The 16,829-nt window shown below is 68.3% G+C and carries 23 protein-coding genes, 1 tRNA gene and 1 other RNA gene; 12 read left to right on the forward strand and 13 right to left on the reverse strand.

Translation table 11 applies throughout. The features are described from left to right. Positions 1-13: 13 nt before the first annotated feature. Positions 14-199, reverse strand: a complete 186-nt coding sequence (locus QM693_RS13685) for a hypothetical protein (RefSeq protein WP_009473817.1) — start codon at positions 197-199, stop codon at positions 14-16. 404 nt (positions 200-603) lie between these two features. Here QM693_RS13685 and QM693_RS13690 point away from each other — a divergent pair, with 404 nt between their 5' ends. Genes QM693_RS13690 through QM693_RS13700 form a run of 3 tightly spaced genes read left to right on the forward strand, consistent with a single transcriptional unit; the run spans position 604 to position 2,112 of the window. Further along, positions 604-1,050 (forward strand): FAS1-like dehydratase domain-containing protein, encoded by a 447-nt coding sequence (locus QM693_RS13690; protein WP_280784832.1) that lies wholly within the window; start codon positions 604-606, stop codon positions 1,048-1,050. Next, positions 1,047-1,466 (forward strand): MaoC/PaaZ C-terminal domain-containing protein, encoded by a 420-nt coding sequence (locus tag QM693_RS13695; RefSeq protein ID WP_280784833.1) that lies wholly within the window; start codon positions 1,047-1,049, stop codon positions 1,464-1,466. Before QM693_RS13690 ends, QM693_RS13695 begins: the two co-directional genes overlap by 4 nt. A gap of 22 nt (positions 1,467-1,488) precedes the next feature. Further along, on the forward strand, positions 1,489-2,112 hold the full coding sequence (locus tag QM693_RS13700; RefSeq protein WP_283352592.1) for a LysE family translocator: 624 nt from the start codon (positions 1,489-1,491) through the stop codon (positions 2,110-2,112). A gap of 8 nt (positions 2,113-2,120) precedes the next feature. Here the strand turns inward: QM693_RS13700 and QM693_RS13705 are convergent, their stop codons facing one another. Together QM693_RS13705 and rnpB are read right to left on the reverse strand one after the other, a co-directional pair. Further along, positions 2,121-2,924 carry an alpha/beta fold hydrolase gene (locus QM693_RS13705; protein WP_280784835.1) on the reverse strand — a complete coding sequence of 268 codons (804 nt, stop codon included), beginning with the start codon at positions 2,922-2,924 and terminating at the stop codon, positions 2,121-2,123. 196 nt (positions 2,925-3,120) lie between these two features. Then, positions 3,121-3,559: RNase P RNA component class A (rnpB, locus tag QM693_RS13710), an RNA gene on the reverse strand. Positions 3,560-3,619: 60 nt separating this feature from the next. Here rnpB and QM693_RS13715 point away from each other — a divergent pair. Beyond that, positions 3,620-4,147, forward strand: a complete 528-nt coding sequence (locus tag QM693_RS13715; RefSeq protein ID WP_283336595.1) for a DUF1697 domain-containing protein — start codon at positions 3,620-3,622, stop codon at positions 4,145-4,147. A 7-nt stretch (positions 4,148-4,154) separates the two neighbouring features. Next, positions 4,155-5,405 (forward strand): SLC13 family permease, encoded by a 1,251-nt coding sequence (locus QM693_RS13720; protein ID WP_283352593.1) that lies wholly within the window; start codon positions 4,155-4,157, stop codon positions 5,403-5,405. Positions 5,406-5,412: 7 nt separating this feature from the next. On the opposite strand, the gene QM693_RS13725 is transcribed toward QM693_RS13720, so the two are convergent. From QM693_RS13725 to cobC, 4 genes are all read right to left on the reverse strand, one after another. Continuing rightward, positions 5,413-6,519, reverse strand: a complete 1,107-nt coding sequence (locus tag QM693_RS13725) for a bifunctional RNase H/acid phosphatase (protein ID WP_283352594.1) — start codon at positions 6,517-6,519, stop codon at positions 5,413-5,415. After that, positions 6,516-7,253: a zinc ribbon domain-containing protein gene (locus QM693_RS13730; protein ID WP_283352595.1), complete on the reverse strand. Its 738-nt coding sequence runs from the start codon at positions 7,251-7,253 to the stop codon at positions 6,516-6,518. Before QM693_RS13730 ends, QM693_RS13725 begins: the two co-directional genes overlap by 4 nt. A gap of 98 nt (positions 7,254-7,351) precedes the next feature. Further along, positions 7,352-8,491, reverse strand: coding sequence for a Nif3-like dinuclear metal center hexameric protein (locus tag QM693_RS13735; RefSeq protein ID WP_280784840.1), 1,140 nt, complete (start codon positions 8,489-8,491; stop codon positions 7,352-7,354). After that, on the reverse strand, positions 8,488-9,522 hold the full coding sequence (gene cobC, locus QM693_RS13740) for an Rv2231c family histidinol phosphate aminotransferase CobC (protein ID WP_411194559.1): 1,035 nt from the start codon (positions 9,520-9,522) through the stop codon (positions 8,488-8,490). The genes QM693_RS13735 and cobC overlap by 4 nt, the downstream gene beginning before the upstream one ends. Before the next feature lie 29 nt (positions 9,523-9,551). On the opposite strand from cobC, the gene QM693_RS13745 reads away from it, so the two are divergent. Genes QM693_RS13745 through QM693_RS13755 form a run of 3 tightly spaced genes read left to right on the forward strand, consistent with a single transcriptional unit; the run spans position 9,552 to position 11,638 of the window. After that, positions 9,552-10,253 carry an HAD-IA family hydrolase gene (locus QM693_RS13745; protein WP_283352597.1) on the forward strand — a complete coding sequence of 234 codons (702 nt, stop codon included), beginning with the start codon at positions 9,552-9,554 and terminating at the stop codon, positions 10,251-10,253. Then, the gene (locus QM693_RS13750) at positions 10,240-10,713 is read left to right on the forward strand and encodes a low molecular weight protein-tyrosine-phosphatase (RefSeq protein WP_283336588.1); all 474 of its coding nucleotides are present in this window, start codon (positions 10,240-10,242) and stop codon (positions 10,711-10,713) included. The genes QM693_RS13745 and QM693_RS13750 overlap by 14 nt, the downstream gene beginning before the upstream one ends. A 43-nt stretch (positions 10,714-10,756) precedes the next feature. Then, a complete protein-coding gene (locus tag QM693_RS13755) occupies positions 10,757-11,638 on the forward strand; it encodes an SURF1 family cytochrome oxidase biogenesis protein (protein ID WP_283336587.1) in 882 nt (293 codons plus the stop codon). Here the strand turns inward: QM693_RS13755 and QM693_RS13760 are convergent. Then, on the reverse strand, positions 11,579-12,562 hold the full coding sequence (locus QM693_RS13760) for a cobalamin biosynthesis protein (RefSeq protein ID WP_283352598.1): 984 nt from the start codon (positions 12,560-12,562) through the stop codon (positions 11,579-11,581). The genes QM693_RS13755 and QM693_RS13760 overlap by 60 nt on opposite strands. Positions 12,563-12,611: 49 nt before the next feature. Here QM693_RS13760 and QM693_RS13765 point away from each other — a divergent pair, with 49 nt between their 5' ends. Then, positions 12,612-12,974 carry a DUF5655 domain-containing protein gene (locus QM693_RS13765; protein ID WP_280784845.1) on the forward strand — a complete coding sequence of 121 codons (363 nt, stop codon included), beginning with the start codon at positions 12,612-12,614 and terminating at the stop codon, positions 12,972-12,974. A gap of 332 nt (positions 12,975-13,306) precedes the next feature. Further along, positions 13,307-13,498: a hypothetical protein gene (locus QM693_RS13770; RefSeq protein WP_280784846.1), complete on the forward strand. Its 192-nt coding sequence runs from the start codon at positions 13,307-13,309 to the stop codon at positions 13,496-13,498. A 4-nt stretch (positions 13,499-13,502) separates the two neighbouring features. Here the strand turns inward: QM693_RS13770 and QM693_RS13775 are convergent, their stop codons facing one another. Continuing rightward, positions 13,503-13,700, reverse strand: a complete 198-nt coding sequence (locus tag QM693_RS13775; protein ID WP_283352599.1) for a hypothetical protein — start codon at positions 13,698-13,700, stop codon at positions 13,503-13,505. Positions 13,701-13,835: 135 nt separating this feature from the next. Between QM693_RS13775 and QM693_RS13780 the strand changes: the two genes are divergently transcribed. Next, on the forward strand, positions 13,836-14,351 hold the full coding sequence (locus tag QM693_RS13780; protein ID WP_283352600.1) for a GbsR/MarR family transcriptional regulator: 516 nt from the start codon (positions 13,836-13,838) through the stop codon (positions 14,349-14,351). After that, positions 14,344-14,604, forward strand: a complete 261-nt coding sequence (locus tag QM693_RS13785; RefSeq protein ID WP_283352601.1) for a hypothetical protein — start codon at positions 14,344-14,346, stop codon at positions 14,602-14,604. Before QM693_RS13780 ends, QM693_RS13785 begins: the two co-directional genes overlap by 8 nt. A 98-nt stretch (positions 14,605-14,702) precedes the next feature. Here the strand turns inward: QM693_RS13785 and QM693_RS13790 are convergent. From QM693_RS13790 to QM693_RS13805, 4 genes are all read right to left on the reverse strand, one after another. Next, a tRNA-Val gene (locus tag QM693_RS13790) sits at positions 14,703-14,774 on the reverse strand. A gap of 32 nt (positions 14,775-14,806) precedes the next feature. Continuing rightward, positions 14,807-15,271, reverse strand: a complete 465-nt coding sequence (locus QM693_RS13795; RefSeq protein ID WP_005247827.1) for a peroxiredoxin — start codon at positions 15,269-15,271, stop codon at positions 14,807-14,809. A gap of 40 nt (positions 15,272-15,311) precedes the next feature. After that, complete coding sequence (locus QM693_RS13800) at positions 15,312-15,737, reverse strand: DUF3052 domain-containing protein (protein WP_005247829.1); 426 nt, start codon at positions 15,735-15,737, stop codon at positions 15,312-15,314. 168 nt (positions 15,738-15,905) lie between these two features. After that, a complete protein-coding gene (locus tag QM693_RS13805) occupies positions 15,906-16,442 on the reverse strand; it encodes an Rv2240c family protein (protein ID WP_280784849.1) in 537 nt (178 codons plus the stop codon). Between the last annotated feature and the right edge of the window lie 387 nt (positions 16,443-16,829).

The following is a 16,829-nucleotide window of genomic DNA, read 5'->3' on the forward strand; positions in this document are numbered from 1 at the left end:
CCTTTCCGCAACGCTAGTTGTTCCACTCCTCGTCTGCCCTGTCCGCCGCCTTGTTCCGCTCGGCGGCGATCTGCAGCGCCTTCTCGGCGGACGCGCGATCGGGGTACGGCCCCATCCGGGACATCGACGATGCCGCCTTCCCCTGCGTGACCGTGCCGTCGTCGACGTTGTAGTACCAGAGATGATCTTCGTCAGTCATTCCCTCAGTGTGGCACCGGTGGGACGTGTGGGGTTGTGGATCACGCTCAGACTGTTACCCTCGGAGACCTGTCCGGTGATACGGTCCCCGGCGCCGGTCAGTGCGGTGCCGATGGCTCGCCTTCCCGGCGCAGTGCCCGAACAGAGAATGGAGCGAGCATGTCAACGATCATTTTTGATCAGCTACTTCCCTACCTCGGTGCCGAAGGCGCCACCTATTGGGCCCAACTGCTGATGGTCGATCCCGTCTGACGGCTATCGATCAGTCGATACCTCGAAGCCCCCGCCCGGACACGTCCGGCGGGGGCTTCGCCGTGAAGGGGCAGGCACGCCCGCGACACATTCGTGACGTTTCTCCGAACGCTTCGCCCTGCCCAGGGGACTGCACGTCTCTAGGCTGACCTGATGGCAGTGAATCCAGCGATCGAGGGTCGTGTCTACCCACCGACCGAGCCCTACCTCGTCGGCCGCGAGAAGATCAGGGAATTCGCCCGCGCCGTCTTCGCCACCAACCCGACGTCGTTCGACGTCGACAGTGCCCGCGCCGCCGGTCACACCGATCTCGTTGCCCCGCCCACTTTTCCCGTCATCGTGCAGGAACGTGCACTGGCGCAACTCGTCGCGGATCCGACGTCGGGAATCGAGCCGGTCAACCTGGTGCACAGCACCGAACACGCCACGTCCGTCCGCCCGGTCATCGCGGGCGACGAACTCTCCGCGGTACTCACCGTCACGAACGTGACGTCGCGCGGTCCGCACACGCTGCTCGTCGCCGACATCGAGATCCTCGACGCCACAGGCGATCACGTGAGCACCATGACGTCGACCCTGTTCGTCAGGGGGGAGGAATGACGTCCCCGGGGCGAATCATGCTCGGCGACACCGTCGCCAAATCCCGATACCACGTGACCCGCGAATCCCTGGTCCGCTATGCCGGGGCGTCCGGTGACTTCAACTCCATTCACTACCGGGACGACGTCGCGGACGCCGTGGGACTGCCGGGTGTGCTGGCGCACGGCATGCTGACGCTGGGACTGGCGACGCAGTGCGTCGTCGACTGGCTCGGCGACCCGGCACGCATCACCGGATACCGCGCCCGCTTCACCAAGCCGGTGATCGTCGCCCCGGACGAGGGTGCGGTCGTCGAGGTCGTCGCGAAGGCCGCTCAGGTCGACGAGGCCGCGGGCACCGCGCGGATCGACCTGACGGTGACGTTCGACGGACACGCGGTGCTCGGCAAGTCGCAGGTGTGGATTTCACTGCGCTGAGCGCGCCCGACATACTGACCCCATGATCGGTGTCGTGGTGACCGCGTTCGCAGTGCTCGGGCTCCTGACCGTCATTCCCGGCCCGGACATGGCGGTGGTGACGCGCGCCGGACTGTCCGGTGGACGGGGCGCCGCGCTGCGGGCGACATTCGGTGTGGTCGCCGGATTGATGGTGTGGGGCGCGCTGACCGTCGTCGGGCTCGGAGCGGTGCTCGCCGCCTCCGCGGAGGCGTACACCGTCGTGAAGATCGTCGGCGGGATGTACCTGGTGTATCTGGGACTCTCCACCCTCTGGCGCAGCCGGTCGCGACAACGCACCGCCGCGGCCGAACCGGCACCCGTTCCGTCGCCGGGATCGAATTGGCGGGCCGGGTTCCTGACGAACCTCCTGAACCCCAAGATCGCGGTGTTCTACACCGGCCTGCTCCCGCAACTCGTTCCGCCCGGGTGGCCGACCGCCCCGACCCTGGCGTTGCTCGTGCTGGTTCACGGGCTCCTCGGGATCGCCTGGCTCGGCGCGTACAGCCTCCTGCTGACCCGGGCGCGCACCACGCTGGAGAAGCCGTCGGTGCGACGGGTCCTGGATCGGATCACCGGAACGGTCCTGTTCGGTTTCGGCGCCGTCGTCGTCGCCGAAGCGCGGTAGGGCCGAGGTCAGTTCCGGGAGTCGCCGGCATTCGCCGAACTGCCGCCGAGCAGAATCGTGCCGATCAGATTCGGGTCGTCGGTCATCGGGACGTGCCCGATGCCGGGCAGGACCAGTATCCGCGCCTGCGGGAAGAATCGGCGCACGCGTCGTGCCTGATACACCGGCAGAATCAGGTCGCGCCGCCCCCATGCCACGGTGACGGGAACCGTCGCGTCGACGACCGGCGGGAGATCGAACTTGGCTGTCATCCCCTTGTCGACCAGTGCGTTCGTGGTGAGCGAGTGCGTGTCGATCACGGCGTCCTCGTACGGTACCCGGCTGGGCCGGGCAAAGAAGGCGGCGAGCGAGGGATAGCGGACAGCCTTGTATCGCAGAGCCTTCGGAGCGTTCGGACCCATCGCCCGGGCGAGTCCGCGCAGGGCACGGAACGTGTAGATGGTGCGTGCCTGGTCGGCGTGGTTGACGAAGAAGCCGGCCGGTGAGAGGGCCGTGGCCGAGGCTACCTCGCCCCGGGCCGCGAGAGCGAGGGACAGCCAGCCTCCGAGCGAGTTCCCCGCGACGTGCGGGCGTTCCCCGGCCGGCGTCACCGAGCGGACGAACCCGCTCAGTTCCTCGAGGAGTTGATCCATCATGTCCGGGCCGTCTTCGAGTGCGGCCGATTCTCCGTGCCCCGGAAGGTCGACGGTGACCACCCGGCGGTAGGGCGTCAACTGGTCCAGGAGGGCGTTCCAGGCCTGCCGGCGATGCACCACCCCGTGCACGAGTACCAGGGTGGGGCCGGAGCCGGCGATGTCGTGGGGCAAGTCCATGGACAGATGTTACCGCTATCACGAGTAACATCTATTGCCCCCGATAGTGGGGCCCCATCGCCCACGGTCGTGGGCGACGGGCCCCGACATCGACCCCGATTCGGGTCGGTCGGGCCGATGCGGGAAAGATGCTAACCGGTCTGTTTGTTACTCGCCAGTCGGGTTCCCGACCTCGCCGACCGGCGCACGAGTGAAGCGGACGAGTTGGCGTGTAAGCCGGATCCTGTCCCCGAGCGCCGAAGCGCCGGGTGGCGACCATCCATCTGGGCACACCGTCGCCGGGTACCTCGAGCGGTTCACCCGCAGGCTCGGGCGAGCAGCCCTCGAACACCTGCGCAGCCGCACCGGGATCCCGGAGGAAACGGTGCGGCCTTCAACCTTGCTCCGGGCGGGGTTTACCTAGCCACCCCGGTCACCCGGGGTGCTGGTGCGCTCTTACCGCACCGTTTCACCCTGACCGACGCCGCACCCCGGAGGATGTGGCGTCGGCGGTCTGTTTTCTGTGGCACTGTCCCGCGAGTCACCTCGGGTTGCCGTTAACAACCGCCCTGCTCTGTGGAGTCCGGACTTTCCTCGACTCAGGGCCTGTGCACTGAAGTGCTGGTTCCCTGTGCCGCGGTCGCCCGGCCAACTCGTCCGCCCGATCAGCCTACAGTCCGTGCGAACGTGTCATGCCGCCGCACTATGGTCTGTTCATGACCCGATACGCCGCCCTCCTGCGCGGTATCAACGTGGGCGGCATCAACATCAAGATGGCCGACCTCCGCAGCACCTTCGTCGATCTGGGATTCGAGAACGTGAAGACCGTTCTCGCGTCGGGCAACGTGCTCTTCGACTCCGACCGTGACGACGTCCCCGCACTGAAGAGTGAGATCGAAGCCGGGCTGCGTGCCGAATTCCACTACGAAGCCTGGGTTTTCGTCCTCGACCTCGACACGGTCCGGAAGATCGTCGACGACTACCCGTTCGACCCCGAGCGAGAAGGATGGCACCCGTACGTGCTGGTGACGCCCGAACGCGAGGTCCTGGACACACTTCTGAGCATCCAGGACGAGCTGGATCCGGAGGTCGAACGGGTGCAGGCCGGCGACGGCGTCCTGTACTGGGAAGTCGAACGGGGCATGACGCTCAAGAGCAGGTTCGGCAAGAGCACGGGCGCTCCCAAGCTCAAGGCGTTCACCACGACCCGGAATCTGCGCACCCTCCACAAGCTCCTGAAGTGACCCCTCGGTGACAGTTCTGGCGGTGGCGCTCGTCGCCGGAGTCCTCGTCTTCGCCGTCGTACGCCCACGCAGGCTGCCCGAGATCGTCGCGGCCGCACCGGCTGCGGTCGTCGTCCTGGCCACCGGCCTGGTGACGCCGTCGGAGGCCTGGGACGAAGTGTCGGAGATGGCCCCGACCGTCGGGTTCCTGGCGGCGATCCTCGTGCTTGCGCACCTCGCGGACGCCATGGGGGTGTTCACCTGGATCGCGGGCCGGTTGCGGCGCGGGGCGCGGGGGGATCCGAAGAGGTTGCTGACACTCGTGTTCGGAGCGGCGGCGTTGACCACCGCGGTGCTGAGTCTCGATGCCACGGTGGTCCTGCTGACACCGGCGGTGATCGCCACGGCCCGCTCCCTGCGAATGGATCCGCGCCCCCACTCGTACGCCACGGCTCACCTGTCGAACACCGCGTCGACCCTGCTGCCCGTGTCCAACCTGACGAACCTCATCGCGTTCTCGGCGACCGGGTTGACCTTCCTGCATTTCACGGCCGTGATGGCCCTGCCGTGGGCGGTGGCGATCGTCGTCGAACTGATCCTGTTCCGCGTGTTCTTCCGGCGTCACCTCGTCCGGCCCGAAGCCGAGCCGGAGCCGAAACGTGATCCGCAGGCGCCGGTCGCCGCACTGTCGATCATCGCGGCCACACTCCTGGGGTTCGCGGTGTCCGGCTTCGTCGGGGTCGCACCGGCGTGGGTGGCCGCGGCGGGGGCGATCGTGCTGGGCGTCGTCGCCCTGCGCGACGGCCGGACCAGCGTGAGACGGATCGTGTATTCGATCGATGTGTGGTTCTGCGCGTTCGTCCTGATCCTCGGCGTCGTCGTGGCCGGGGTGGCGAACGGTCCGATCGGCGAATGGATCGCCGGGCGGCTGCCGACCGACACGTCGTTCACGGCGCTGCTCACGATGGCCGTCGTCGCCGCGGTCGCGGCGAACCTGGTGAACAATCTGCCCGCCACGCTGCTCCTGCTGGCAGCGCTCGGACCGCACGCTCCGACGGGACTCGTGCTGGCGATGCTGCTCGGTGTGAACCTCGGCCCCAACCTCACCTACGTGGGGTCGCTCGCGATCATGCTGTGGCGGCGCGTGGCCGCGCGAGCCGGATCTCCCGCGGATCTCCGGACGTTCACGGTTCTCGCGCTGGTGACCACGCCGTTGACCCTGCTCGCCGCGGTCGTTGCCCTCTGGGCCTGTGAGTACTTGTTAACCGCGGGCGGTTAACAAGTACTCACAGGTGGGAGGTGTCGTTGACCAGGCGGACGGACGAGCCGCCGTCGGGATAGAACTCGGCGATGCTCAGCGACGCCAGATCCAGATGCAGCCGGTACAGCAGCGAGGGTCCCGCGTCGAGCGCCAACTGCAACAGGGTCTTGATGGGGGTCACGTGGGTGACCACGAGGATCGTGGAGCCGGCGTAGGAGGCGGTGAGGTCGTCGCGGACCTTCAGGATGCGCTCCCGCACCTCGTCGAAGCTCTCCCCCGCGGGCGGGCACACCGACGTGTCCGACAACCACTTGCGGTGCAGTTCGGGGTCGCGCTCGGCAGCTTCCCGGAACGTGAGGCCCTCCCACTCGCCGAAGTCGGTTTCGGTGAGGCCCTCGTGCACGGTGACCGGGAGTCCGAGCACCTTCGCCGCCGCCGTCGCGGTCTGCTGCGCGCGCCCCAGCGGGGACGACACCACGGCCGCGATTCCGTTGTTGCCCGCGAAGCGGGCGGCCGCGCCGTTCGCCTGGGCCTGACCGACCTCGGTGAGGGCCGGGTTCCCGCGACCCGAGTACCGCCGGTCGACGGACAGCGCGGTCTGCCCGTGCCGGAGCAGCAGCATCCGGGTCGGGGCGCCCGTCGTGTCCATCCAGCCCGGTGCCGCGGGGGTGGTCTTCTCCGACGGGACGGCAGCCGGTTCCGGTTCGACGTCGGCATTGCCGGCGGCGGCGTCCATGGCTTCGTTGGCGAGGCGGTCGGCGTGCGCGTTCTCCGCCCGCGGAATCCAGGTGTACGTCACAGAATCGAATTTCCGGGCGAGTGTGGACGCCTGGCGCTGCAGCGGAATCATGTCCGGGTGCTTGACCTTCCAGCGCCCGGACATCTGCTCGACCACCAGTTTGGAGTCCATCCGCACGTCCACCTCGGATGCGCCGAGTTCGGCGGCGGCGTCGAGACCGGCGATCAGGCCCCGGTACTCGGCGACGTTGTTGGTGGCGATCCCGAGGCTTTCCTTGCGTTCCGCGAGAACGGTGCCGTTGGCGGCGTCGAACACCACGGCGCCGTAGCCGGCCGGCCCGGGATTGCCGCGCGAACCACCGTCTGCCTCGACGACGACCCGACCGGCACTCACAGACCCGACTCCTTGGTGCGCACCAGGATCGCGCCGCATTCGGAGCAGCGCACGACGACGTCGGGCGCCGAGGCGGTGATGCGGGAGATCTCGCCGCGGTCGAGTTCGATGCGGCACGCTCCGCAGCGCCGGGCCTGCAGCAGTGCCGCTCCGACACCGTTCTGGCTGCGCTGCTTCTCGTAGACGGCGATCAGGTCGGCGGGAAACTGGTCGGCCAGCGCCGTGCGGTCGCGGATGCAGCGCTGCTCGGCGGCGTCCAGATCCGCGACGGCGTCGTCCCGGCGGCGGCCGGCGTCGATGAGGTCTTCCTCGATCTGCGACAGCTGCGCACCGGCGTGGTCGTGGTCGGACTGCGACGCCTCGCGCCGTTCCATCACCTCGAGCAATTCGTCCTCGAGCAGTCCCTGACGGCGGACGAGGCTGCCGAGTTCGTGTTCGAGTTCGGTGAGCTGCTTCGATCCGACCGTTCCGCTCTGGAGCAGCGTGCGGTCGCGGTCCTCGCGCTGACGGACGGCGTCGACCTCACCTTCGAGCTTGCGGATGTCGCGGTCGAGATCGTCGAGGACGATTTCGACGGCCACTGCCGCGTCCTTACGGGTGACGCGCTCCGCCTCGAGCCGCTCGACTTCCTGGCGCTCCGGAAGCGCGGTGCGTCGGTGGGCGATCCTCGACAGCTCCGCATCGACGCCGGCGAGGTCGAGAAGCTTGGACTGCACCTGTGGTTCGACGTTCACGCGTGGTAACTCCTGCTGTCTTCTGTGAAGGGTTCTGGTGTGCAGATTGCTGGGTGTCAACCGTACCCCGGCGGATCACGGGTTTCGGCCGGACGGCGCTACGACGGCGACGCGCTGACCGACCACGGATCGGTCCGTACGGCCGACACCCGAACCTGCCATTCCGGTGTGCGGCCGAACGCGGTGTCGAGGACGCCCTTGGCCTGGTCACACCACGGCTGCTCGCTCGCCCAGTGCGCGACGTCGATCAGGGCCGGACCTCCGGCGCGCAGGTGCTCGTCCGCCGGGTGGTGTCGCAGATCGGCGGTGACGTAGGCGTCCACGCCGAGTCGGGAGACGGCGTCCAGGTACGAGTCGCCGGAGCCGCCGCACACCGCGACGGTGCGGATCGTGGCTTCGGGGTCGCCCGCGGCCCGTACACCCCACGTCGTGGCGGGCAGCGCGTCCGCCACCCGGTCGGTGAAGTCGCGCAGCGACAGCGGCTCGGCGAGCTCCCCGACCCGCCCGAGTCCGCGGGGTCCGGGGAACGTCGCCATCTCGAACACGTCGAACGCGACCTCCTCGTACGGGTGGGCGGCGCGCATCGCGGCGAGCACCTTCTGCCGGATGCCGCGCGGGGCGATCACCTCCACCCGGCTCTCCTCGACGCGTTCGAGCGCACCGACCGCGCCGAGGGTGGGGTTCGCGCCGTCGGTCGGGAGGAACTGGCCCTGCCCGGTGACGGACCAGCTGCAGTCGCGGTAGTTGCCGATGTGCCCGGCGCCCGCGTCGAACAGGGCGCGGCGCACCGTGTCGGCGTCGCCGGCCGGGACCAGGACCACCCACTTGTCCAGGTTCTCGGTGGGGTGTGGGTCGATCGGTCCGGTGACGGTGAGTCCGAGCGCCGCGGCCAGGGCGTCGGAGACGCCGGGGTCCGCGGAGTCGGCGTTGGTGTGCGCGGTGAACAGGGCGCATCCGGCCCTGATCAGCTTGTGGACGAGTGCGCCCTTCGGGGTGTGCGCGCCGACGGTGTCGACGCCGCGCAGCAGCAGCGGGTGGTGGACGAGGAGAAGGTCGGCGCCGGCGTCGATCGCCTCGTCGACGACGGCGGCGGTCGGATCGACCGCGATCGTCACCGTCGTCACCGTGTCGTCGGGGTCGCCGCATACGAGGCCGACGGAGTCCCACGATTCGGCGAGGGCGGGCGGGTACGCCGCGTCCAGGGTCGCGATCACGTCGGCGAGACGCACCGGGTTCACAGGATCTCCTTCATCGCGTCGATCAGGACATCGGTCTGCTCGCGGGGTCGCACCGCGACCCGGAGGAAATCGGGACCGAGTCCGGGGAACGTGTCGCACCGACGCACGGCGATGCCCCGCTCGCGTAGTTGCTTCCGCACGAGTTCGCCGTCCGGCAGTCGGAGCAGCAGGAACGGTGCGACGGCGGGCTGGTGCACCGCGACGCCGATCTCGTTCAACCGGCGGATCATGTCGTCCCGCCACGCACCCAGCACGACGGCGTGCTCCAGGGCGGCGGCGACGGCGTCCGGTTCGCTGCATGCGGCGATCGCCTCCACCTGCAGGCTTCCCAGTGGCCAGTGCGCCCGCCCCACCTGCAGACGTTCGAGGATCTCCGGGGAGCCGAGCGCGTATCCGCAGCGCAGCCCGGCCAGTGCCCACGTCTTGGTGAGGCTGCGCAGCACCAGCACGTCGGGCAGCGAACGACCGGCGAGCGACTCGACCTCGCCCGGCACCGCGTCGGCGAACGCCTCGTCGACCACGACGATCCGGCCGGGCCGGCGCAGCCGCAGGATCTCCTCCGCCGGGTGCAGCACCGAGGTGGGGTTGGTCGGGTTGCCGATCACCACCAGGTCGGCGGAGTCGGGGACCGCGGCGGCATCCAGGACGTACGGATCGTCGAGGAGAACCTGTGTGACGGGCACGTTCGCCTCCCGCAGCGCCCACTCCGGTTCCGTGAACGACGGGTGGATCAGTGCTGCCTCCCGGACCCCGAGCCGCGGGAGCAGGGAGAAGCCCTCGGCCCCACCCGAGAGGAGCAGCACCTCCTCGGGCGAGCGGCCGTGCCGGGCGGCGACGGCGGTCCGGGCGACGCGATCGGCCCCGACGGTGGGATAGGAGCCCAGGCGCGGCAACGTGTCCGCGAGGCGCAGTCGCAGCCATTCCGGGGGCCCTTCGCCCTGCACGTTCACTGCGAAATCGAGGAGACCGGGCCCCGCATCCACGTCTCCGTGGTGACGCAGGCTCTCCCGGGTACCGGCACGAATGTCCACAACCGTCGAGCCTAAGGGACAATGGTCCGGTGACATCTCTCTCCACCTCCCTGTCCTCCGCCCCTTCGGCCCTGTCGGCTCCGATCGTGCTGTTCGATCTCGACGGCACGCTCACCGACTCCGCGCCCGGCATTCACGCCGGGTTCCGTCATGCGCTCGCGACGGTCGGGCAGCCGGAACCGACCGACGAGATGATCGACGCCGTCATCGGCCCGCCGATGATCGACACGTTCCGGTCGATGGGGCTGGACGAAGACGTCGTGCAGCAGGCGATCGCGGCCTACTTCGAGCGCTACGACAGCGTGGGGTGGGCGGAGAATGCCGTCTTCGACGGCATCGAGAAGGTGCTGATCGACGCCCGCGACAGCGGCCGACGGCTCGCCGTCGCCACGTCGAAGTCCGAACGGTTCGCGATCCGCATCCTCGAACACTTCGAGCTGGCCCACTACTTCGAGTTCATCGGCGGTGCCAGCGACGACGGCAGTCGCCGCGCCAAGTCGGACGTGATCGCCCACTCCCTCCGGAACCTGGGAGTCGCCGCCACCGAGGGCGCCACCCCCGACGTCCTGATGGTCGGCGACCGTGACCACGACGTCCTCGGTGCCGCGCACTGGGGTATCCCCGCGGTGTTCGTCGAGTGGGGTTACGGTTTCCCGGCCGAGGCCGAGCGCGCGCACACGACGGCGGAGACCGTCACCCACCTCGGGAAGCTGCTCGATGCCGCAGCCTGACACCCCGCTGCACGTGACGTTCGTGTGCACCGGCAACATCTGCCGCTCCCCCATGGCTGAGAAGATCTTCGCCGAACACCTCCGCCGGGAAGCCCTCGACGACCGGGTGATGGTGAGCAGCGCCGGGACCCACGGCTGGCACGTCGGCCGCGAGGCCGACATCCGCACCAACGAGACCCTGAAGCTGAACGGGTACCCGACGGGCCACACGGCCGCGGAGGTCGGACCGTTCCATCTCGGCGCCGATCTGGTGGTCGCACTGGCGGCCAACCACGACCGTGAGCTTGCCCACATGGGGGTGCCCGACGAGCGCCGCCGGTTGCTGCGCAGTTTCGACCCGGATGCGGACACGTCGTCCGTCCCCGACCCGTTCTACGGCGACCTCGAGGACTTCGAGCGAGTCCGTCTGCAGATCGAGGCCGCGGTGCCCGGGCTGCTCGAGTGGGTGCGCAGCCGGTAACCCACGATCAGGGTCCCCACCTGCGAGCGGCTACCGTGGAGGCGTGCGAAGGCTGAGATTTTTGTTGCGACCCGGCTGGTTGGTGTTGGCCTTGGTGGTCGCCGGATTCGCATTCATGTGTTTCTACGTGCTCGCGCCGTGGCAGCTCGGCAAGAACACGTCGACGGAGCACCGGAACCAGCTGATCGCCGACTCGGTCGACGCCGACCCCGTCCCGCTGGAGACCCTGCTGTCCGGCGCGGCCCCGAATCCGGACGACGAGTGGCGCCGCGTCACCGCGACCGGGTCCTACGTCCAGAACAGTGACCTGCTGGTCCGGTTGCGGTCTATCGAATCGCAGCCCGCGTACGAGGTCCTGACCCCGCTGCAACTGACCGACGGTCGCACGATCCTGGTCAACCGCGGCTACGTCCGCCCCCTCCAGGGAACCGAGCCGCCGCCGGTGGATCCGCCGCCGGCCGGGCAGGTGACGCTCGACGGTCGCGTCCGCAAGTCGGAGGGCACCATCGCAGGCAAGGATCCGATCGACGAGAACGGGCTCCGCCAGGTGTATTACATCGACGCGGGTCAGATCGGCGGTTTCATCGGCACCGATCTCGTCGACGCGTACGTACAACTCGAACCCGATCAGCCCGGCGGCCTCGGCACCATCCCGCTCCCCCAGCTCGACGCCGGCCCATACCTGTCGTACGGCTTGCAGTGGCTGGCGTTCGGCATCATGGCCCCGCTCGGCCTGGCCTACTTCATCCGCGCGGAGTGGCGCGAACGCCGCAAGGAGAAGTCCGCGAAGACCTCCGACGACTCCGCTGCGGCTCCCGCACCGGTGGCCCGGAAGAAGCCGTTCACCCGAAGCAGGCCGGTGGAGTCAGCGCCGCGGACGGCGGCGGAAGCGAAGCTGGCCGACCGCTACGGCAAGGGCCGCTGACACCAGCGCCGCACCCCCCTGCACCGCCGCGGACAGCCGCACCGCACGGTCGAGGTCGACAGGCAGGGGCGACGGCCCGGAGCCGAGGACGGGTCGCATCTCGACGCCGTGCGCGTATTCGGTGCGCCCGCCCAGTGAGATCCCGAGTGCGCCCGCCGCGCTGGCCTCCGCGACGCCCGCGTTGGGGCTGGGGTGCTGGGACGCGTCGCGTCGCCACGCCGCCCACGCCTCGTTCGGCGACCCGCCGACCGCCGGCGCGGCTACGACCGACAGCGCACCCGTCAGGCGGGCGGGCAGCAGGTTGAGGACGTCGTCCCACCGCGCCGCCGCCCATCCGAAGTTGCGGTACTTCGGCGAGCGGTACCCGACCATCGCGTCCAGGGTGTTGGACGCCCGGTAGACGAACAGTCCGGGAATTCCGGCCACGGCGCCCCACACGAATGCCCCGACCGCCGAGTCGGACGTGTTCTCGGCGACCGACTCCAGCGTCGCCCGCGTGAGCCCGTCGACGCCGAGCACGCTGGGGTCGCGACCGCACAGCGACGGCAGCAGGGCGCGGGCGGCGGCAAGATCGTCCGCCTCCAGGTGTGCGGCCATGCTCGATCCGGTCCGTCCCAGCGACGTCCCGCCGAGCACGGCCCATGTCGCGACGGCCGTTCCGGCTACCTCGCCTGGCCATCCCCCGCGCCGCGCGATCCGCGTCGCGGCGACCCCCAGCCCCGCCGCTCCGCCGACGAGGACGGCCACGTGCAGGATCCCGGCCGACCGGGAGTCACGGTACGTCGCCTTCTCCAATGCCATTGCGGTGCGTCCGAATCCGGCCACGGGATGCCACCGGGCCGGATCGGCGAACACGCGGTCGGCGGCGAAGCCGAGGAGCAGGCCTGCAGCACGCGCGGTGGCGGGACGGGAGGTTCGATGCACGCCGATATTTGTATCAACTAACGTTGCAGTCGATGTAAAGGAGCGTCCCATGAATGCCGCGATCGACGAGTACCTGGCAGGCAAGAACCCGGACGCCACCGAGCGCCTGCTGCAGTTCCGTGACCTCGTTCTCGCGTGCGGCGAGGTGGACGAACGGGTCCACCGGACCGAGATCGCGTGGGCTCGTGCCCGTGTCTTCGCTGCCGCGTTCATCTACTCGTCGCGGCTCGAGATCGCCCTCGACCTGCGTCGCCGCGTCCATCACCCGCAGCTCCGCGAGGCGTTTCCCACGACGAAGACGGTGATCACCCACCGTTTGACGATCACCTCCGACGATCAACTCGACGACACCCTGGCGGCGCTCCTCGCCGAGGCCTACGACACGGTGGGTCCGGGCACTCGCGCGCGCTAGCCGAGGGCACAATTGCGCGCCGATTCGCCGGAATCCCGCGCAACAGCGTGTGCGTCTCACCAATCCGTCGGCGGCTGCGAACGACGCACCCGTTCCGGTCGGCATGCCTGATTCCTGAAACTCTGCCGAGTATCTCGCCAAGCGCCCTTTATTGCGCCTACCATGGTAAATGCCGCCTCGTTCCCCCCATTCAGGGGCGGCGCACGGCCCCGCCCCGCTCACATCTTCGGTGCTGACTCAACACACCCACGTGGCCCGGCGGGGTTCTGCGCGTCCGGTGGAAATTCATGTGAGGCATTGGTTTCGCCGACTGCGCCTGGGACGATCGAGAGGTGTGCAGCGACCTGACGAAGCTCGGCGACGACGAACTGCTCGCCCAGCTGGATGAGCACCGAGCACTGCTCGGCGAGTCGATCGCGAACGACTACGGTTGCGAAACGGTCCGCGGAGTCACCAGCCGGATCACAGCGTACGAGGCCGAACTCGATCGCCGCGGCTCCGCGACCTCGCGCGACGCGACCTGACGGGCTACGTGCGGGACGTGCGACTCGTGGTGGGAGCGGACCAGACGCCGCTCACTTCCCCGCTCTCCTCGTAGCGGTCGATCTTCACGATGCCCGCCCCGGTTTCGGTGGGCCGGTGCGTCTCGTTGACGGCCTGGAAGTCTGATTCGAAGGTCTTGTCGCTCGACGTGCCGTTGCGCAGCGTCACCTTGTACCTGGGCATGTCAGGAATATGCCACTGCAGGCGAAGCCGCGGGCGATGAACAGGTTAACTCCACGAAACCTGTCACAGGACCGCAGCGGAACTGAAATAACACAAATCTGTGTCATGTCAGTCAGAACTGCTATTTTCGATACTGTGCCGTCCGACACACAGCTGATATTCGCCGACCACGTCGGCCGTTTCTACGCACGCCGATACGGATTCCCGCCGATGGCGGGACGGCTGCTGGGGTACCTGTTCGTCTGCGATCCGCCGCAGCAGACGATCGACGAACTGGGCGAGGCGTTGCTGGCGAGCCGGAGCGCCATCACCGGGGCGGTCAAGCTGCTCGAGGGCTATCGGATGGCGCGGCGAACCCGAGTGGCCGGCGAGCGGGTGGACCGGGTGAGCCTGGACCCGGCCAGTCAGCAACCGCAGAACTTCGATTCCCCCCTGCACCGGGAGCACGCGGCGCTGTTCCGGGAGGGATTGGCGTTGCTGGCCGACGCCCCACCCGAACGTCGCGCCCCGCTCGAAGAGATGGTCGCGCTGGCCGACTTCCTCAGCGAGCGACTTCCGGCGCTGCTGGACGAGTGGCACACGCATCGCGACGAGGTCCGGGATCGGCACACGAGGAAACTCGATCGAGAAGAGGATGTCCACCATGACTGAATTCGAACTGTCCGCCCTGCGCGAGCAGGCGGCCAACGGTGATTCGACCGCGCTCGACATCCTGATCGAGCTCGCCGGCGAGCGGGGTGACATGGACGAACTCCGCCGGCTCGCGGACAACGGCAGCTCCGACGCGGCCGACCAGCTCATCGAACTCGCCACGGAACTGGGCGACATGAACGAACTCCGCCGCCTCGCCGACAACGGCAACACCACCGCCGCCGAGCAGCTCATGGAGCTCACCGAGGAGTGAGACGAGGTGAGCGGCAGTCGAACGCGGACCACGGTCAACACCGACACGGAGAAAGCCCCGACCCGCGCGGAAACGCAGATCGGGGCTTTGCCTGACGGTGGGCGCGGAGGGTTTCGAACCCCCGACCGCTGGTGTGTAAAACCAGAGCTCTACCACTGAGCTACACGCCCGAACATCCGGCGAGAACCTCGCCGGATGCGCATCAGGACTCTAGCGTGGCGAGCGCTTTCTCCCAAGCTCCCTGGTCACGGGCCTCTCCGGGCCCGTTCATCTCGGCGAACCGGATGACGCCTTCCTTGTCGATGACGAAGGTGCCGCGGTTCGCGAAGCCCAGCTTCTCGTTGAAGACGCCGTACTGCTGCGCGACCGCACCGTGCGGCCAGAAGTCGGCGAGCAGTGGGAAGGTGTATCCCTGCTCGGCGGACCAGATCTTGTGTGTCGGCGACGCACCGACGGAGAGCGCGAGAATCGCAGTCTCGTCGTTCTCGAACTTCGGCAGTTCGTCGCGAACCTTGCAGAGTTCACCCTGACACGTTCCGGTGAACGCGAGGGGGTAGAACACGAGCAGGACGTTCTTCTTTCCGCGGTAATCGGAAAGCGTCACTTCCTGATTGTTCTGGTCCTTGAGGGTGAAATCGGGGGCGGTGGTGCCCACCTCGAGCGGCATGACGTGATCCTTCGGTGAGTGAACGAAAAGGTGAGACTGTTCAGCGCTTGTTCGCGGGACGCGACTTCGGCTGAACCAGACGGCTTCCCGACCAGTCCCCGAGGTTTGCCGCCGACGTCTGGGTGAGACCGGCTGTAGGTGCGGACTCGGCGATCTCGCTGGGCTCGACGTGACCGGGCTGACCGGTCTTGGGGGTGAGGACCCACACGAATCCCTCGTCGGCCAGGGGGCCGATGGCATCCATGAGGGCGTCGACGAGGTCTCCGTCTTCGTCGCGCCACCACAGCAGCACGACGTCGATCACCTCGTCGGAATCCTCGTCAAGCAGTTCTCCACCGATGGTGTCCTCGACCGCGGCACGCAGGTCGTCGTCGGTGTCCTCGTCCCAGCCCAGTTCCTGTACCGCCATGTCGGCAGTGATCCCGAGTTTCTGAGCGTAGTTTTGGGCGTCCGCCGCGGCGACCACGGTGGGGTCCTCCTTTTGTTGACGGTGCTCGGATACCCGAACACCTGCCGGATGAAGATCAATTAGGTGAAAGCGAACATGCTCGAGCGCTTTCGCGCAAGCCGACCACGCGAATTTTTCTCAGAAAGTAGTGATGCGTGGTCATCGACCGAGCCTACGGTGCGGGAGTCACGATGTGGGGCAGGCTGCCCGAATCGAGTCGCTGAGCTCGTCTCCACGGCTGGCGAGCGTGTTCAGAATGTCACCGCGTTGCCCGCCGTCGACGGCGATCGCAAGTTCCCGATAATTGTTCGCGTAATCGGTGAGCAGTCCGGTCAGCTCCGCGGGAAGCGCGGGCGTGGCGGCACTGGCCCCGTCGGCCGCCGCCCGGAGGGCTGCCGCCGCGGCGCTCGCCTTCGCACCGGTGTCCGCGGCGTCGGCGTTGGCGGCGTCGATGAAGGCGTTGTAGCTGTCGATGGTGTCGCCGGCGCGGTTCACGAACATCGTGCACTGCTCCACGAGCGCCTCCCGCTCGGCCGCGGCTTTCTGCGAGGACGACGCGGCCACCGACGAGGACGTCGCCTCTGCGGCGTACTCGGCGGCCTGAGAATCGTTTTGCTGCGCGGTCCCCTCGATCTCGCCGCCGCATCCGGCGATGACGCCCACACCGACGATCGCCGCGACGGCAGCGCTCGCGGGCCCCCAGCGGCGCGTCGACGTGCGCATTCGTCTCCCCCATGTTTTCGACGGCATCGATAAGTTCAACATTCGGCCCCGGAACTGCGCAAACGCTACCGAAGAGTAACCCGAGCACAGTGTGCCGACTGGGCCGCGATGGTGAAAGATGAGGGTCGCGCCATATTCATAAAGGAGATGGGTCGGGCCTAACAAGGCCGCGATCGCATGGAGAGGACGCCACACCGCGCGTCCCACCACAATGAGGAGCAACGTTGTCAGACCTGATCCAGGGACCCGCGTCTCAACCGGATTCCGCCACACCCGGCGCCGGAGCGGCCCAACCTTCCAACCCCAGTGCGACCCCGGGTTCCGACGGCCGCGTTCGCGTCATCCGTGAGGGTGTTGCGTCTTATCTGCCGGATATCGACCCGGACG

The organism is Rhodococcus sp. IEGM 1305, assembly GCF_030058635.1.
GTDB classification, from domain to species: Bacteria; Actinomycetota; Actinomycetes; order Mycobacteriales; family Mycobacteriaceae; genus Rhodococcus_F; species Rhodococcus_F opacus_D.

Coding starts and splice junctions, on each gene's coding strand:
- QM693_RS13685 (WP_009473817.1), bottom strand. CDS start 199: ATGACTGACGAAGATCATCTCTGGTACTACAACGTCGACGACGGCACG.
- QM693_RS13690 (WP_280784832.1), top strand. CDS start 604: ATGGCAGTGAATCCAGCGATCGAGGGTCGTGTCTACCCACCGACCGAG.
- QM693_RS13695 (WP_280784833.1), top strand. CDS start 1,047: ATGACGTCCCCGGGGCGAATCATGCTCGGCGACACCGTCGCCAAATCC.
- QM693_RS13700 (WP_283352592.1), top strand. CDS start 1,489: ATGATCGGTGTCGTGGTGACCGCGTTCGCAGTGCTCGGGCTCCTGACC.
- QM693_RS13705 (WP_280784835.1), bottom strand. CDS start 2,924: ATGGACTTGCCCCACGACATCGCCGGCTCCGGCCCCACCCTGGTACTC.
- QM693_RS13715 (WP_283336595.1), top strand. CDS start 3,620: ATGACCCGATACGCCGCCCTCCTGCGCGGTATCAACGTGGGCGGCATC.
- QM693_RS13750 (WP_283336588.1), top strand. CDS start 10,240: ATGCCGCAGCCTGACACCCCGCTGCACGTGACGTTCGTGTGCACCGGC.
- QM693_RS13765 (WP_280784845.1), top strand. CDS start 12,612: ATGAATGCCGCGATCGACGAGTACCTGGCAGGCAAGAACCCGGACGCC.
- QM693_RS13775 (WP_283352599.1), bottom strand. CDS start 13,700: ATGCCCAGGTACAAGGTGACGCTGCGCAACGGCACGTCGAGCGACAAG.
- QM693_RS13785 (WP_283352601.1), top strand. CDS start 14,344: ATGACTGAATTCGAACTGTCCGCCCTGCGCGAGCAGGCGGCCAACGGT.
- QM693_RS13795 (WP_005247827.1), bottom strand. CDS start 15,271: ATGCCGCTCGAGGTGGGCACCACCGCCCCCGATTTCACCCTCAAGGAC.
- QM693_RS13805 (WP_280784849.1), bottom strand. CDS start 16,442: ATGCGCACGTCGACGCGCCGCTGGGGGCCCGCGAGCGCTGCCGTCGCG.